Source organism: Halorubrum sp. LN27, from assembly GCF_016635065.1.
In the GTDB taxonomy this organism is placed as follows: domain Archaea; phylum Halobacteriota; class Halobacteria; order Halobacteriales; family Haloferacaceae; genus Halorubrum; species Halorubrum salipaludis.
This window is the reverse complement of the sequence record NZ_JAEPET010000001.1, coordinates 2,056,925-2,070,879: the sequence shown is the minus strand read 5'-3', so window position 1 is coordinate 2,070,879 and position 13,955 is coordinate 2,056,925. Positions and strand designations below refer to the sequence as shown.

General features: G+C 68.8%; 13 protein-coding genes. 8 read left to right on the top strand and 5 right to left on the bottom strand.

Annotated elements, in window-relative coordinates; genetic code table 11:
* Positions 1-89 precede the first annotated feature (89 nt).
* Positions 90-1,040, top strand: coding sequence for an aminopeptidase (locus tag JIN95_RS10085; RefSeq protein WP_200531362.1), 951 nt, complete (start codon positions 90-92; stop codon positions 1,038-1,040).
* 536 nt (positions 1,041-1,576) lie between these two features.
* Here the strand turns inward: JIN95_RS10085 and JIN95_RS10080 are convergent.
* The gene (locus JIN95_RS10080; RefSeq protein WP_200531361.1) at positions 1,577-2,488 is read right to left on the bottom strand and encodes a hypothetical protein; all 912 of its coding nucleotides are present in this window, start codon (positions 2,486-2,488) and stop codon (positions 1,577-1,579) included.
* A gap of 105 nt (positions 2,489-2,593) precedes the next feature.
* On the opposite strand from JIN95_RS10080, the gene JIN95_RS10075 reads away from it, so the two are divergent.
* The gene (locus tag JIN95_RS10075; RefSeq protein ID WP_095637706.1) at positions 2,594-3,577 is read left to right on the top strand and encodes a nucleoside recognition protein; all 984 of its coding nucleotides are present in this window, start codon (positions 2,594-2,596) and stop codon (positions 3,575-3,577) included.
* 72 nt (positions 3,578-3,649) lie between these two features.
* On the top strand, positions 3,650-4,204 hold the full coding sequence (locus tag JIN95_RS10070; protein WP_200531360.1) for a DoxX family protein: 555 nt from the start codon (positions 3,650-3,652) through the stop codon (positions 4,202-4,204).
* Positions 4,205-4,305: 101 nt separating this feature from the next.
* On the opposite strand, the gene katG is transcribed toward JIN95_RS10070, so the two are convergent.
* Positions 4,306-6,447: a catalase/peroxidase HPI gene (katG, locus tag JIN95_RS10065; RefSeq protein ID WP_200531359.1), complete on the bottom strand. Its 2,142-nt coding sequence runs from the start codon at positions 6,445-6,447 to the stop codon at positions 4,306-4,308.
* Between the two features lie 325 nt (positions 6,448-6,772).
* Complete coding sequence (locus tag JIN95_RS10060; RefSeq protein ID WP_095637893.1) at positions 6,773-7,159, bottom strand: cupin domain-containing protein; 387 nt, start codon at positions 7,157-7,159, stop codon at positions 6,773-6,775.
* Between the two features lie 169 nt (positions 7,160-7,328).
* On the opposite strand from JIN95_RS10060, the gene JIN95_RS10055 reads away from it, so the two are divergent.
* The gene (locus tag JIN95_RS10055; RefSeq protein ID WP_095637703.1) at positions 7,329-7,562 is read left to right on the top strand and encodes a DUF2249 domain-containing protein; all 234 of its coding nucleotides are present in this window, start codon (positions 7,329-7,331) and stop codon (positions 7,560-7,562) included.
* Positions 7,563-7,605: 43 nt separating this feature from the next.
* Here the strand turns inward: JIN95_RS10055 and JIN95_RS10050 are convergent, their stop codons facing one another.
* On the bottom strand, positions 7,606-8,016 hold the full coding sequence (locus JIN95_RS10050; protein WP_200531358.1) for a glutamyl-tRNA reductase: 411 nt from the start codon (positions 8,014-8,016) through the stop codon (positions 7,606-7,608).
* 130 nt (positions 8,017-8,146) lie between these two features.
* Here JIN95_RS10050 and JIN95_RS10045 point away from each other — a divergent pair, with 130 nt between their 5' ends.
* Together JIN95_RS10045 and JIN95_RS10040 are read left to right on the top strand one after the other, a co-directional pair.
* Positions 8,147-8,512 (top strand): group 1 truncated hemoglobin, encoded by a 366-nt coding sequence (locus JIN95_RS10045; protein ID WP_200531357.1) that lies wholly within the window; start codon positions 8,147-8,149, stop codon positions 8,510-8,512.
* Between the two features lie 81 nt (positions 8,513-8,593).
* Positions 8,594-9,904, top strand: a complete 1,311-nt coding sequence (locus tag JIN95_RS10040; protein ID WP_095637701.1) for a phosphoribosylamine--glycine ligase — start codon at positions 8,594-8,596, stop codon at positions 9,902-9,904.
* A 573-nt stretch (positions 9,905-10,477) separates the two neighbouring features.
* Here the strand turns inward: JIN95_RS10040 and dnaG are convergent.
* Positions 10,478-12,010, bottom strand: a complete 1,533-nt coding sequence (gene dnaG, locus JIN95_RS10035; protein ID WP_200531356.1) for a DNA primase DnaG — start codon at positions 12,008-12,010, stop codon at positions 10,478-10,480.
* Between the two features lie 176 nt (positions 12,011-12,186).
* Here dnaG and JIN95_RS10030 point away from each other — a divergent pair, with 176 nt between their 5' ends.
* Together JIN95_RS10030 and JIN95_RS10025 are read left to right on the top strand one after the other, a co-directional pair.
* Positions 12,187-12,465 carry a DUF3311 domain-containing protein gene (locus tag JIN95_RS10030; RefSeq protein ID WP_200531355.1) on the top strand — a complete coding sequence of 93 codons (279 nt, stop codon included), beginning with the start codon at positions 12,187-12,189 and terminating at the stop codon, positions 12,463-12,465.
* Entirely contained in the window at positions 12,462-13,946 is a 1,485-nt protein-coding gene (locus JIN95_RS10025) for a sodium:solute symporter family protein (protein ID WP_200531354.1), read from the top strand. The genes JIN95_RS10030 and JIN95_RS10025 overlap by 4 nt, the downstream gene beginning before the upstream one ends.
* Positions 13,947-13,955: the final 9 nt, after the last annotated feature.

Below are 13,955 nucleotides of genomic sequence, written 5' to 3'. Positions count from 1 at the left end.
CGCGCCTTCGAGACAAAACTGAATTTCGAAACAGAGTAAATGAGTCGTCGATGGGAAGGACTAACGCCCGTCGTCGCGGATCGGCGGGCATGTCGAGCGAGCTTGCGGACGCCGCCGAGACCGCCGTCGAGCAGTGCCTGCGCGTCGCGCCGGACGAGTCAGTGGTCGTCGTCACCGACGACGAGCGCGAACGAATCGGGGTGGCGCTCTACGAGGCCGCGAGCGCCGTGACGGACGACGCGACGATCCTCCGGTATCCGCCGGCCGACCAGCACGGGACCGAGCCGCCCGCGCCGGTCGCGGCGGCGATGGCCGAGAGCGACGCCTTCCTCGCGCCGACGACGAAGAGCCTGAGTCACACCCGCGCCCGCGGGAACGCCTGCGAGGCCGGCGCGCGCGGCGCGACCCTGCCGGGGATCACGGAGGACGTGTTCACGACCGGGCTCGACGCCGACTACGCCGCGATCGACGCCGCCTGCGACGACGTGCTCGCGCAGGTCGGCGACGCCGACGAGATCCGGGTGAGCTCGCCCGCTGGCACCGACACCACCTTTGGAATCGGCGACCGCGAGTGGCTCGCCGACACGGGAATGGTCCACGAGCCCGGCGACTTCTCGAACCTCCCCGCCGGCGAGGTGTTCGTCGCGCCCGAGACAGCGACCGGCACCTACGTGGTCGACGGGACGATGATGCCCCACGGGCTGCTCGACGAGGGTCAGACCCTCACGTTCGAGGTCGAGGACGGGCTCGTCACGTCCGTCGGCGACGACGCGGTCCGCGAGGAGCTCGAGACCGCCGCGGAGTCCGTCGGTGACGCCGCGTACAACCTCGCGGAGCTGGGAATCGGGACCAACGTCGGCGTCGACGAGCTCGTCGGCTCCGTCCTCTTAGACGAGAAGGCCGGCGGCACGGTCCACATCGCGATCGGCGACAACGCCGGCATCGGCGGCGAGACCGACGCCCCGGTTCACCTCGACGGGATCCTCCGGAACCCGACCGTCTACGCTGACGGCGACGAGATCGACCTGCCGAGCGCGTAGGACAGACGGTCTGCCTGGGGAGCGGTGGTTTGTTTATAAGCGATCAGGGCGGTGGCGCGCGCCTCCGAGCGGCCGCCATCGGCGGCCGTGAGGAGCGCGTGCGAGGGAGCGGCCGGCGCTTATAAGCGCCGGCCGACGAGGCTGGGGAGGCGTGAGGTGCGGTTGCGGTGCGGGCGGGTGGGACTCAAAGGGGCAGCCGCGAGGACGAAGCACGGCGACGAAAGCACCGCAGACCGCGAACGGAGTGAGCGGTCGAGGAGCGCATCGAGCCGCGCGAGTCCTCACGGCTGGGGCTTTGGACGTGCTCACTGTCGATCCGCTGTCAGCCACTTATAAGCGAGCGGCTGGGGCTTTGGACGTGTTCACTGTCGATCCGCTGTCAGCCACTTATAAGCGAGCGGCTGGGGCTTTGGACGTGTTCACTGTCGATCCACTGTCAGCCACTTATAAGCGATCCGTCGGGAATTTGGCGTTGTTCACCGCCGATCTGCCGGTAACTGCTTATAAATCGAACCGAGGTGCTACTTCGTATCTCGTCACTCCACGACCGCGAGCGCGACGCCGGCGACTCCTCGAACCCCGACGACTTGGTGCCGCCACCCGTCGCCGGCGTCGACGCAGAGCGTGCCGGCGTCGGTGACGGCCACCGACACGCCAGGACCGTACCCGAGCGCGACCGGCTCCTCGTCGACCGGGAGCTCCGCCGCGGCCCACGACTCGGTCCCCCACTCGGCGTCGTCCCCACCGTGGACGAGCAGGTCGCCGTCGACGACCGCCATCGCGTGATCGTCGACGTCGGCGGCGACCGCGGTCGCGTCGCCCGAGAGCGCCGTCATCCACCCGTTGCCGAGCCAGTAGACCCCGGCCGCGGTCGCCGCGAGGGGCATCCCGGTCCCCGCGGCGTCGCGGGCGTCGTCAAGGCCGACCGCGGCGAGTTCGGGGCCGTCGCCGACGCCGTCGCCCTCGACGACCCGGTGGACCCCGTCCGCGGCCGCGACGAGGGGGCCGTCGACCGCGCGCGGTTCCGAGACGTCTCCGACCGCGGTCACGGCCGAATCGGTGCCCCCATCGCCGACTTCGAGACGGTCGATCCGGCCGTCGTCGCCCGCGACGAGGAACGCGCCGTCGTGGACGCCGACCGCGGCGATTGGTTCCGACCCGACGGAGCCGGCGTCGACCGCTTCGAACGCGAGGTCGTCGCCGACGGGCGCGACGCGGAGCCCGTCCGGAGTCGCGACGCCGAGCAGGTCCGGGGCGTCTCGCCGCGGGAGGACCGCGGCGTCGCGGGCGGGGTCGCGCGCGACCATGTCGAACGCGCCGATCTTGTCGGCCGAGAGCGCCACCCGGACGACGCCGCTCTCGGTGGCGACGTAGGCGTCGGTGCGGCCCGCCGTCCCGGCGTACACGCGCTTCTCCTCGATCGAGATGTCGTCTTCGGCGGGTGCCATTGCCGGGGGTTCGGCCGGGGCTCCCATAAGCCCCGCGCGGCGCGGATCCGACCGGCCGTTCACGATTCCGATGGCCATTAGGTCGGCGACCGCGTAGGGCCGGTAGTGCAATCGGTCGCCGCCGAACTCGTCGCCCTGCTCGTCGAGGTCGCCCCGCGGCTCGCCCGCATCGCGGCGTTCATCGCGGTCGGCGTCTTCGCCGCCAACGTCGCGGTCGCGTTCGGGCTGATCCGGTACGTCGCCGGACTCGCCGGGTGGCTCACCCGGCCCGCGAACCTCCCCGACGAGGTCGGCACCGCGATCCTCACGACCGCGGCGTCGACGACGGCGGGGTACGCCACGCTCGCCGAGTACCGCGAGTCGGGCCTGCTGGACGACCGGGCGACGCTGGTCGCCGTGACCATCAACACGTTCTTCGGGTTCGTCCAGCACGTGTTCACCTACTACGTCCCCGTGATGATCCCGATTTTGGGCGTCGAAACCGGGGTCGTCTACGTCTCCGCGCGCGCCGGGATCGCGCTGGCGATCACGGTCACCGGCGTGCTCGCGGGCGGCGTCCTGCTGTCCGAGCGCAACGTCGACCGCGGCGCGCTCGCCGAGGTCGACGCGAGCGGTCCCGACGCCGACGACCGCACCAGCCGGGAGCGCGTCCGCGAAGCGGCCGGGAAGTCGTGGTCCACGCTCCGCCGGATCGTCCCGCGGCTCGCGGTCGTCTACACCCTCGTGATCGGACTCGTCAGCAACGTCGACGTGGCGGCCCTGACGAGCGTCGCCGAACCGATCACGGGCGCGCTCGGGCTCCCGGGCGCCGCGGTCCCCGTGATCGCCGTCTACACCCTCGACACGACCGCCGGCGCGGTGACGCTGGCCGGCACCGCCGAGGGGACGTTCACCGTCCGGACGGGCGTCGCGAGCCTGCTCATCGGGGGGATCCTCTCCTTCGCCGTCTCCACGTTCCGGCGCTCGATCCCCTTCCAGTACGGGATCTGGGGCGCCGAGTTCGGCACCAAGGTGATCGCCGTCAACACCGCCTTGAAACTCGTCTTCATCTCGGTCACGGTCGGGCTGTTGCTCGCGCCGGTGTGGTGAGCGGCCGTCAGACGCCCGGAGACGACGGATCCCGGAGATAATTATTTATAACTGTATTGTAGATCTGCGTATATGTCATCGAAAGAAGTAACACTCAGAAGTACGGTCGGCGGGTTGAGCGCGGAAGGGCAGCTCCACACCCTGAGCGTCTGGTTCATCCTCGCCCTTCGGCTCATGATGGGGCTCGCGTTCCTTCAGGCGGGGTCGAGCAAGCTGCTCGGCGGCGAGTTCAGCGCGGCCGGGTATCTCCAGAACGCGCCGGCGGCGAACGGGAGTCCGCTGGCCGACCTCTTCGCCTCGATGGCGCAGTCGCCACTGTTCATGGACTTCGTGAACGTCGCGGTCCCGTGGGGACAGCTGTTCATCGGCCTCGGGCTGATAGTCGGCTGTCTGACCCGGCTCGCCGCGTTCTGGGGCGCGTTCATGATGTTGTTGTTCTACTTCGGCAACTGGGACATCTCCCACGGCTACATCAACGGCGACTTCGCGTACCTGCTGGTGTTCCTCTCCGTCGCGGCGTTCGGGGCGGGCAGGATCTTCGGCCTCGACGCCTACATCGAACAGTACGACATCGGGGGCACCGCGCTCGTCGAACGGTATCCGTGGACGCGGTACTTCCTCGGGTGATCAGCGCCGCAGTGCCTGCGTATCGTCGACTCCGAATTCGGTGACGGCCGCGTCCGCGGTTCGAAAAAGTGTTGCCCGCGAAAACCGCTCCAGTCCGACCGTTAGAGGTCGAAGCGGTCGAGTTTCATGATCTTGCTCCACGCGTCGACGAAGTCGTCGACGAACTGCTCCTCGCCGTCGGCGGCGCCGTAGATCTCGGAGACGGCGCGGAGGCGGGAGTTCGACCCGAAGATGAGGTCGAATCGCGTCGCGGTCCAGTCGACCTCGCCGGTCTCGCGGTCGCGGAGCTCGAAGACCTCGTCGTCCTCGTCGACGGACTCCCACTCGCGGTCGAAGTCGAGCAGGTTGACGAAGAAGTCGTTCGTGAGCGTCTCCGGCTCGTCGGTGAACACGCCGCGGTCGGAGCCGTCGTAGTTCGCGTCGAGGACGCGCAGCCCGCCGACGAGCACCGTCATCTCGGGGACCGTCAGCTTCAGCAGCTCGGCCTTGTCGACCAGCTCCTCCTCCGGCTTGTGGGGCAGGTCGTCACCGAGGTAGTTGCGGAAGCCGTCTGCCTCCGGCTTGAGCGCCTCGAAGGACTCCTCGTCCGTCTGCTCCTGCGTGGCGTCGACGCGGCCCGGCTCGAACGGCACGTCGACGTCGTGGCCGGCGGCCGCGGCGGCCTCCTCGACGGCGAGGTTGCCGCCGAGGACGATGAGGTCGGCGAGCGACACCCGCGTGTCGTCGTCGCGCGACTCGTTGAACTCGGCCTGAATCTCCTCGTACGTCTCCAGCACGGACTCCAGCTCCGCGGGGTCGTTGACCTCCCAGCTGCGCTGGGGTTCGAGGCGGATCCGCGCGCCGTTCGCGCCGCCGCGCTTGTCGCTGTAGCGGAACGTGGACGCGGACGCCCACGCGGTCTTGACCCGCTCGGAGACCGAGAGGTCGGACTCTGAGATCAGGTCCTCGAGCTCGGCGACCTCCGCGTCGCCGACGACCTCGTAGTCGGCGTCGGGGAGCGGGTCCTGCCAGAGCATCGTCTCCTCGGGGACCTCGGGGCCGAGGAACCGCTCCGGCGGGCCCATGTCGCGGTGGATGAGCTTGTACCACGCCCGCGCGAAGGCGTCCTGGAACTCGTCGGGGTCGTCGCGGAACTCCTCTAACACCGCGCGGAAGTCGTCGTCGTGTTTCAGCGCCACGTCCGTCGTGAGCATCATCACGTCCTCCTTGTCGGAGGGGTCCTGCACGCCGGGGGCGGCGCCGTCGAGCTCGTCGTTCTTCGTCGTCCACTGCCACGCGCCGCCGGGGCCCTTCTCCGCCTCCCACTCGTAGCTGAGCAGGTTGTTGACGTAGCTCAGGTCCCACTGGGTCGGCGTGGCGTTCCACGGCCCCTCGATCCCGCTGGTGATCGTGTCGGGGCCCTTCCCCTCGCCGAAGTCGTTGTCCCAGCCGAGGCCCTGCAGGTCGATCGGCGCGTCCTCGGGCTCCGGGCCGAGGTTGTCGCCGGAGTCGGCCCCGTGAACCTTCCCGAAGGTGTGCCCGCCGGCGATGAGCGCGACCGTCTCCTTGTCGTCCATCGCCATGTGGCTGAACGTGTCGCGGATGTTCGCCGCGGAGCCCTCCAGATCCGGCTCGCCGTTCGGGCCCTCCGGGTTCACGTAGATGAGGCCCATGACGGTGTTACCGAGCGCGTCGTCGAGCCGACCGTCCTCCTCGAACCGCTCCGCCGAGGTCGACTCCCACTCGTCTTCGGGACCCCAGTCGACGGCGTCGTCGGGCTTGAAGTCGTCCTCGCGACCGCCCGCGAAGCCGAACGTCTCGAAGCCCATCGACTCGAGGGCGACGTTCCCGGTCAGGACGATCAGGTCGGCCCACGAGAGCTTGCGGCCGTACTTCTGTTTGACCGGCCAGAGCAGGCGTCGCGCCTTGTCGAGGTTGACGTTGTCGGGCCAGCTGTTGAGCGGCGGGAGCCGCTGTCGCCCGCCGGAGGCGCCGCCGCGCCCGTCGTGCGTCCGGTACGTCCCGGCGCTGTGCCAGGCCATCCGGATGAAGAGCGGCCCGTACGTGCCGTAGTCGGCCGGCCACCAGTCCTTCGAATCCGTCATTACCTCCTCGATGTCGGCTTTCACCTCGTCGAGGTCAAGCTCCTCGAACGCCTCGGCGTAATCGAAGTCGTCATCGAGCGGTCCGGGGTTCCCGGCGTGCTCGTCGAGGACGTCCAGGTCTAGCTGATTCGGCCACCAATCGGTGTTGTCTCTTGGCATTATCGTTGAGTTTCCGTGGTTGGTTCGGTCGCAACCGTACCGAAAGCGCCTGCACGGGACTCCACCCGTCGAAGCCGGGCCTCCCGAAATCCGGTGCCGGCGTCGCGAGCGCGACCGGCCGCGTGGAGGTCGGGGTCGCCCGTTTCGAAAGCGGAGTCGTCACGCATTCGGCGTCATCGATTCTTTATCCACCTCAAATAAAAATCTGGCTACTGGCCGCTGCGGCATTTATTAATCAGAAGTTAACTTTGGACTTCATAAATAAGAGTTTGAAAAGTCGAAACTACTGTCGGAACGCTCCGCGTCTCTCGGCCCGTCGAGACCGCTACTCTCCTCCGGCCCGCGGATCGAACTCCCCGCGTTTGAGTCCCGCTCTGACGGGGTCGTGCTCCGCGTCGGTCGGCGGCGGAGCAGTGACGAGCGAGGCCTCCAGTCGCTCCCCCTCGCTCGCCTTCACGCCGCGCGCGGTCCCGGCGGGCACGACGACGACGTCGCCAGGATCCACCTCCCGGTCAGTCTCGCCCTCTCGGACGACCCCGGAGCCGGACAGGACCGTGATCGCCACGTCGCTGTCGGGCGCGTGGACCGGGATGAACTGCCCCGGCTCGAAGTAGCCGCAGACGACCTTCATGCGGTCGCTCCGGAACACCTCGCTGGTCGAGAACCGCTCGTCGTCGTAGCGCCGTTCGGCGTCGAAGTCGGTCGCCGGCACGTCACTCACCCCTCCGGACGGACGGCGTGCGGTGGTCGCTCTCGGTACCGGTCGTCGGCGTGGCAGTGATCGCTGTCACGGCCGGGAGTTCGGGACCCGCCGGCGAGTGCGTGTCCCCGAACGTATTCGGCTCAACACGGAATTCGGACGGGCCCGACTCTCCGATCGCATGCCCAGACTCGACGTCCGCGAGATCCAGCCGGTGAACCGCCACGACACGATCCACGAGGAGTTCGAGGAGATGGAGCCGGGCGAGACGCTCACCATCGTCAACGACCACGAGCCGAAGCCGCTGTACTACGAGATGGCGGCCGAAGTCCCCGCGTTCGACGAGGAGGCCTACGAGGTGCGACAGAACGCGCCCGACGAGTTCGTCGCGGAGTTCCCGAAGACCGAGGAGTGAGGCCTCGCCGCGCGATTGCTACGCCGCGACCTCGTGACGATTGCTACGCCTCGCCGAGATCGAAGAGCCGCCGGATCGACCGCGTTCGCTCTCGTTCCCGCCCCTCCGCCTCCTGGTCTCGAGCCGCCCGCTCCAGCGTCCGATCCGGCCCTGCGATCAGCTCGTCGGCGAGCGCGGACCCGAGCTCCCGAACGGTCTCGCGCTGCTCCTCCGTGAGGCCGCCGCGCGCGTCGAGCGCCGAGACGGCCGCCTCGACCTCACGCCGCTCGATTTCGTCGGTTCGGCGGCGGAGCCGCCTCCGTAGTCGCTCCGGATCGGGCGGCGACTCGGACGGTTCCGGTTCCGAATCTGGCGGCGATTCGGTTCGTTCTGGCTCCGGATCGGGCGACGGTTCGGAACCCTCCGGGTCCGTCTCGGATCGGACAACGGCCCCCTCGGACCGGTCGGTGCTCATACCCGAGCGTCGGTCGGCGTCGGGGTGCGTGTTCCCCCGAACGTATTCGGGGGATCGATCGACCGACACGGACCTCCCCGAACATGTTCTTTCGGAGGCGTCTTCCGTCGCAACGAAGTCGATCGACGCGATGCCCGACACCCAGTCGATCTACGCCGACATCGGCGGCCGCGAGGCCGTCGAGGCCGTCGTCTCGGACTTCTACGACCGCGTCTTCGACGACGCCGTCCTCGAACCGTACTTCGAGGGCGTCGACCGCGAGGCGCTGTACGCCCACCAGGTCCAGTTCATCAGCGCGGTCGCCGGCGGCCCGGTCTCCTACGAGGGCGCGGACATGCGGGCGGCCCACGAGGGGATGGGGATCACGGAGGAGGCGTTCGGTCGCGTCGCGACCTACCTCGCGGAGGCGCTCAGAGAGAACGGCGTCGCCGAGGAGAACGTCGAGACGATCCTCGACGAGGTCGGCGCGCTCGAACCCGACGTGGTCGGGCAGTAGTCGACCGAGCCCGATCGGTCTCGACCCCGCCGCCGTCCGGGACGGAGACACACTCAAGTCCCCGCCGGAAGACGTGCCGCCATGGACACCGAACGGTTCCTGTTCGTCTCCGCGGACGCCGCGCTGATCACCGACCTCGCGTGGCAGGTCCACCGCGAGGGCCACGACGTGAAGTACTACATCGAGGCCGAAAGCGACCGGGAGATCGGCGACGGGTTCGTCCCCAAGACGGACGACTGGCGCGCGGAGGTGGAGTGGGCCGACGTGATCGTCTTCGACGACATCTGGGTCGGTTCCGACGTCGGCACTGGAGAGCTCGCACGGGAGCTCCGTGAGCGGGGGAAGGCCGTCGTCGGCGGCACGCCGAACACCGACCGACTCGAGGAGGACCGCGGCTACGCGATGGAAGTCCTTGAGGAGCACGGCGTCAACACCGTCGAACACCACGTCTTCGACGACTTCGACGCCGGGATCCAGCACGTCCAGCAGCATCCCGCGCCGTACGTGATCAAGCCGCTCGGCGAGGTGCAGAACGTCAAACGGCTCCTCTACGTCGGCAACGAGGACGACGGCAGCGACGTGGTCGACGTGCTGAAGGCATACAAGAAGGCGTGGGGCCACCGCATGAAGGGGTTCCAGCTCCAGCGGAAGGTCGAGGGCGTCGAGGTCGCCATCTGCGGGTTCTTCAACGGCGAGGAGTTCATCGATCAGGTCAACTTCAACTTCGAGCACAAGAAGCTGTTCCCGGGCAACATCGGCCCGTCGACCGGTGAGATGGGCACGTCGATGTTCTGGGCCGGGCAGAACAAGCTGTTCGAGGAGACGTTCGGCAAGCTCGAGGGCTGGCTCGCCGACGAGGGGTACGTCGGGAGCATCGACATCAACTGCATCGTCAACGAGACAGGGATCTACCCGCTGGAGTTCACGCCGCGGTTCGGCTACCCGACGATCGCCTTACAGGAGGAGTCGATCGAGTCGTCCACCGGCGAGTTCTTCTCCGATCTCGCGCACGGAAACGACCCCGAACTAGAGGTCCACAACGGCTACCAGATCGCGGTTCGGGTCGTCCTCCCGCCGTTCCCGTTCGACGACGACAAGACGTACGACGAGAACTCCCGGAACGCGGCCGTGGTGTTCGAGACGGAGCGCCGCGAGGGGATCCACCTGGAGGACGCGAAGCGCGTCGACGGGCAGTGGCGCGTCGCGGGCGACAACGGTATGCCCATCGTCGTGACCGGGAAGGGCGAGACGATGGGAGCCGCGCGCGAGCAGGCGTACGACCGGATTGACGAGATCGTGATGCCGAACATGTACTACCGCGACGACATCGGCGAGCGCTGGATCAACGGTGACGGCGATCGACTGCAGGCGTGGGGATACCTCGGACCGTAAGCCACGGCGGGAGTACGTGAATCATTGCGGTGGGCCGGTTGTTTATAAGTCTAATTGTGGTGTGCTGGTGGGTGTTTATAGGTGATTATAGGTGATCGACGGTGTTGCGGTGAAGGCCTGCAAAGCCCCAGCTGCGAGGACTCGCGCGGCTCGCTGCGCGCTTCAGTCGCTCGCATCGCTCGCTCCTTCCAGTGCTTGCGTCGCCGTGCTTCGTCCTCGCAGCTGCCCCTTTGAGTCCCACCCCACCGCAACCGCACAGCACCTCATCCCTCCCCAGCCTCGTCAGTCGCCGTCGCTTCGCTCCGGCGACTGACTCCCTCGCGCGTGCACCTCGCGCCCGAGGGGCGCTCGGCGGCACGCGCCACCGCGCCGTTTTTATAAGTGGTCGTCGATTCCGCTCACGGCTGTTTAGATACCATCTCGCCACGACCGATCTGCAAGACTCACTCCTACAGTCGATCGAAACGGGATCTCCGCCGAACAGCTGTTTGATCTCGTTCTCGCCGATAAACGGGGGTTCGACGAAGCGGGGACAGCGAACCCCGTTCACGTCCGGTTCTCGTCGGTCCGTCGTCAGCTCCCGGCGCGGAGGTCGCCGACCGTGAGCACGCGCGTTCCCACGGGTCGTTTGACGAACTCGCCGACCTCCCGGCCGAGCAGTTCGCTGACCCCGCGCTGGGCGGCGACGTCGAGCAGGCGCTGGTCGATCCGCCCGTCGACGACGACCGTGTGCGGGGCCGTCTCCGCGCTCTCGACCGCGTCGAAGGCGTCGGCCGCGTCGACCTCGGCGAGGACGCCGCGGTCGTCGCCGAGCAGCCGGGCGCGGTCGCTGCCGGCGTCGACGACCTCCTGGACGTGTTCCTCGATCGAGCGCGGCTCGTCGTCGAGGGGGGTGTCGTCGGGCGCTCCGCCCTCCGCGCGTTCGTCGTCGGTCTCGGCGTCCGCCTCGCCGTCCGACTCCGCACTCGCTGGTTCCGCCTCGCCGGTGTCCGGGTCGGAGCCGTTAGGATCGCCGCCGGCGGTGTCGGCGGAACCCGCCTCGTCGCCGTGGGCCTCCGCGTGCCCCTCGTCGGCCTCGTTGCCGTCGATCGCTGCGGACGACGAAGACTCCTCGATCACGTCCGCGAGATCGCTGTCCGTCACGCTCTGAACCCCGTCGTCGCCCGCTTGGCTCGACTCGGTCGCGTTTTCGCCTTCCCCATCGTCCGAGGGCTCGGCCGCTCCGCCCGGGAGCCCGGTCCCGTCGCCGTCGAGGGGGGAGTCCCCCGAGCCGCCCGCGGCCGCCTCGCGGAGGTTCGGCTCGTCGGCGAGGCTGCTGTACGGGACCTTCCCGCGGAGCGCCTCGAAGACGGCGTTGCGGTCGAGGTCCTCGACCGACTCGCCGGGCGGGGCGAAGGCGACGTAGTCCACGTCGCCCACCTGCGCGAGCTCGCGCAGGATGAGCTCGCCACCCCGGTCGCCGTCGAGGAACGCCGTGACGGTGCGGTCCGCGGTGAGGTCGGCGACCGCGTCGGGGACGTTCGTCCCCTCGACGGCGACCGCGTTCTTAATGCCGCACTCGAGCAGCGTCAACACGTCCGCGCGCCCCTCAACGACGATGACGGCGTCGGAGTCGCCGACGCGGGGGCCGGCCGGAAGCCCCTCGTAGTCGACGATCCCCTCGACGCGGGCGGCCTCGCGGACCTCCTCTAAGATGTCGTCGCTCCGGAGGCTGGTCTCCTCGAAGCCGCCGGCGACGAGCTCCTTGGCGCGCTCGACGACCTCGCGGCGCTTCGCCGCCCGCACGTCCTCGATGCTCGTCACCTCCACCGAGGCGTGGCAGGGGCCGATGCGGTCGATCGTCTCCAGGGCGGCGGCGAGGATCGCGGTCTCGACCTTGTCGAGGCTCGACGCGACCGTGACCTCGCCGAACGACTGGCCGTTCTCGGACTCGACGGCGACGTCGATCCGGCCGACCCGCGAGGACTCCTGGAGGTCCCGCAGGTCCAGCTCGTCGCCGAGGAGCCCCTCGGTCTGGCCGAACACCGCGCCGACGACGTCGCTCCGCTCGACGACGCCGTCGGCCGCGATGGTGGCGTGGATGAGGTATTTTTCGGTGTCTTTCATGATGAGTGAATGATGATGATCGGGCGGCGCCGGCCGCCCGTGCGTCGTTGTGCACGTCGGCGAAAATAGTTATCGCACGCCCCTGCGTGGCCACCGATTGAAGAAAAATCCTCTTCGATATACTCTATCGAACTAGACCAACACTATTTAGTCACCAGGTTCTAACCTCGTTCCACATGAGTCGATCTCGGAGAGATCTCGTGTGGATACCGACGTTCGCGGTCCTCGTCGCCTTCGCGGTGCCGTGGCCGCTGTGGGGAGTCGATCGAGTCGTCGCCGGACTACCGGTGTGGATCTGGTGGCACGTGGCGTGGCTCGGGCTCTGCGCCGCCCTGTTCTCGCTGTTCGTCCGGAGCGGCGCGTGGGAGCGCGGTATGGGTCTCCGGCCGGAGACCGGGGCGGAAGCGGGGCCGGGATCGGAATCCGGCCCGGCGCTCGGGGGTGACCGGCCGTGACGCTCGCGCTCTCGCTCGGGGTCGTCGTCGGCTACCTCCTGTTCGCGCTCGCGGTCGGCTTGGTCGCCTACCGCGTCTCCGAGGCCACCGCCGAGGACTACTACCTCGCGAACCGGTCGATCGGGACGGTCGTGCTGCTTTTCACCACGTTCGCCACCCTCCTCTCGGCGTTCACCTTCTTCGGCGGGCCGAACCTCGCGTTCGCCGCCGGCCCGGAGTGGCTGATCGTGATGGGGACGCTTGACGGGGTACTGTTCGCGGTGCTGTGGTACGCGATCGGCTACAAGCAGTGGCTGATCGGGGACCGGCACGGGTACGTCACGCTCGGGGAGATGCTCGGCGACCGGTTCGGATCTGTGGGCCTGCGGGCGCTCGTCGCCGGGGTGAGCCTCCTCTGGCTGTTCCCGTACGTCATGCTCCAGCAGATGGGCGCGGGCGAGGCGCTCGTGGGGCTCACGGGCGGCATCGTCCCGTACTGGGGCGGCGCGGCGCTGGTCACCGCCTTCATGATCCTCTACGTCGTCCTCGCCGGGATGCGCGGCGTCGCGTGGACCGACACCGTCCAGGGGCTGTTCATGCTCTCCGTCGTCTGGATCGCCGCGGTCTGGGTGGTCTCCGCGGTCGGCGGCGTCGGCGCCGCCACCGGCGCCATGCTCGACGCGCGGCCCGACTTCGGGAGCTTCGGCGGCGGCCTCTACTCGCCCGGATTCATCGTCTCCACCGCGATCACCATCGCGTTCGGCGTGACGATGTTCCCGCAGATCAACCAGCGGTTCTTCGTCGCGAAGTCGGGCGAGACGCTGAAGCGGTCGTTCGCGCTGTGGCCCGTCCTCGTCCTCCTCCTTTTCCTCCCCGCGTTCATGCTCGGCGCGTGGGCGGTCGGGATGCCCGTGGAGGTGCCGGAGGGCGCCAACGTGCTCCCCGTCGTCTTGAACGAGTACACGCCGGCGTGGTTCGCCGCGCTCGTGATCGCGGGCGCGATGGCCGCGATGATGTCCTCCTCGGACTCGATGCTGCTCTCCGGCTCGTCGTACTTCACCCGCGACGTGTACCGCCCCGTGATCAACGCCGACGCGTCAGAGCGCCGCGAGGCGTGGATCGCCCGGATCGGCGTCGCCGCCTTCGCGCTGGCCGCGTTCGTCGCGAGCCTCTTCCGGCCCGGGACGCTGATCGAGGTCGGCGACACCGCCTTCTCCGGGTTCGCGCTGCTGGCGCTCCCGGTGATCTGCGCGCTCTACTGGGACCGGACGACGCGCTCCGGCATGATCGCCGGCGTGCTCGTGCCGCAGGTCGCGTACCTCGCGGTGGTGCTGTCCGCGGTCGTCGGCGCCGTCCCGACCCTGCCCCGCACCGTCGCCGGCGGCTGGGACGTGGCGCTCGGGCTGATGGTCCTCTCCGCGCTCCTCACCGTCGGGGTCTCGCTCGTCACCGCGCCGACCGCCGAGGGCGACGCCTCGCGGTTCGCGGTCGCGGGGGACTGAGGACGGCAG

Coding starts and splice junctions, on each gene's coding strand:
- JIN95_RS10085 (WP_200531362.1), top strand. CDS start 90: ATGTCGAGCGAGCTTGCGGACGCCGCCGAGACCGCCGTCGAGCAGTGC.
- JIN95_RS10080 (WP_200531361.1), bottom strand. CDS start 2,488: ATGGCACCCGCCGAAGACGACATCTCGATCGAGGAGAAGCGCGTGTAC.
- katG (WP_200531359.1), bottom strand. CDS start 6,447: ATGCCAAGAGACAACACCGATTGGTGGCCGAATCAGCTAGACCTGGAC.
- JIN95_RS10055 (WP_095637703.1), top strand. CDS start 7,329: ATGCCCAGACTCGACGTCCGCGAGATCCAGCCGGTGAACCGCCACGAC.
- JIN95_RS10030 (WP_200531355.1), top strand. CDS start 12,187: ATGAGTCGATCTCGGAGAGATCTCGTGTGGATACCGACGTTCGCGGTC.
- JIN95_RS10050 (WP_200531358.1), bottom strand. CDS start 8,016: ATGAGCACCGACCGGTCCGAGGGGGCCGTTGTCCGATCCGAGACGGAC.
- JIN95_RS10070 (WP_200531360.1), top strand. CDS start 3,650: ATGTCATCGAAAGAAGTAACACTCAGAAGTACGGTCGGCGGGTTGAGC.
- JIN95_RS10045 (WP_200531357.1), top strand. CDS start 8,147: ATGCCCGACACCCAGTCGATCTACGCCGACATCGGCGGCCGCGAGGCC.
- JIN95_RS10040 (WP_095637701.1), top strand. CDS start 8,594: ATGGACACCGAACGGTTCCTGTTCGTCTCCGCGGACGCCGCGCTGATC.
- dnaG (WP_200531356.1), bottom strand. CDS start 12,010: ATGAAAGACACCGAAAAATACCTCATCCACGCCACCATCGCGGCCGAC.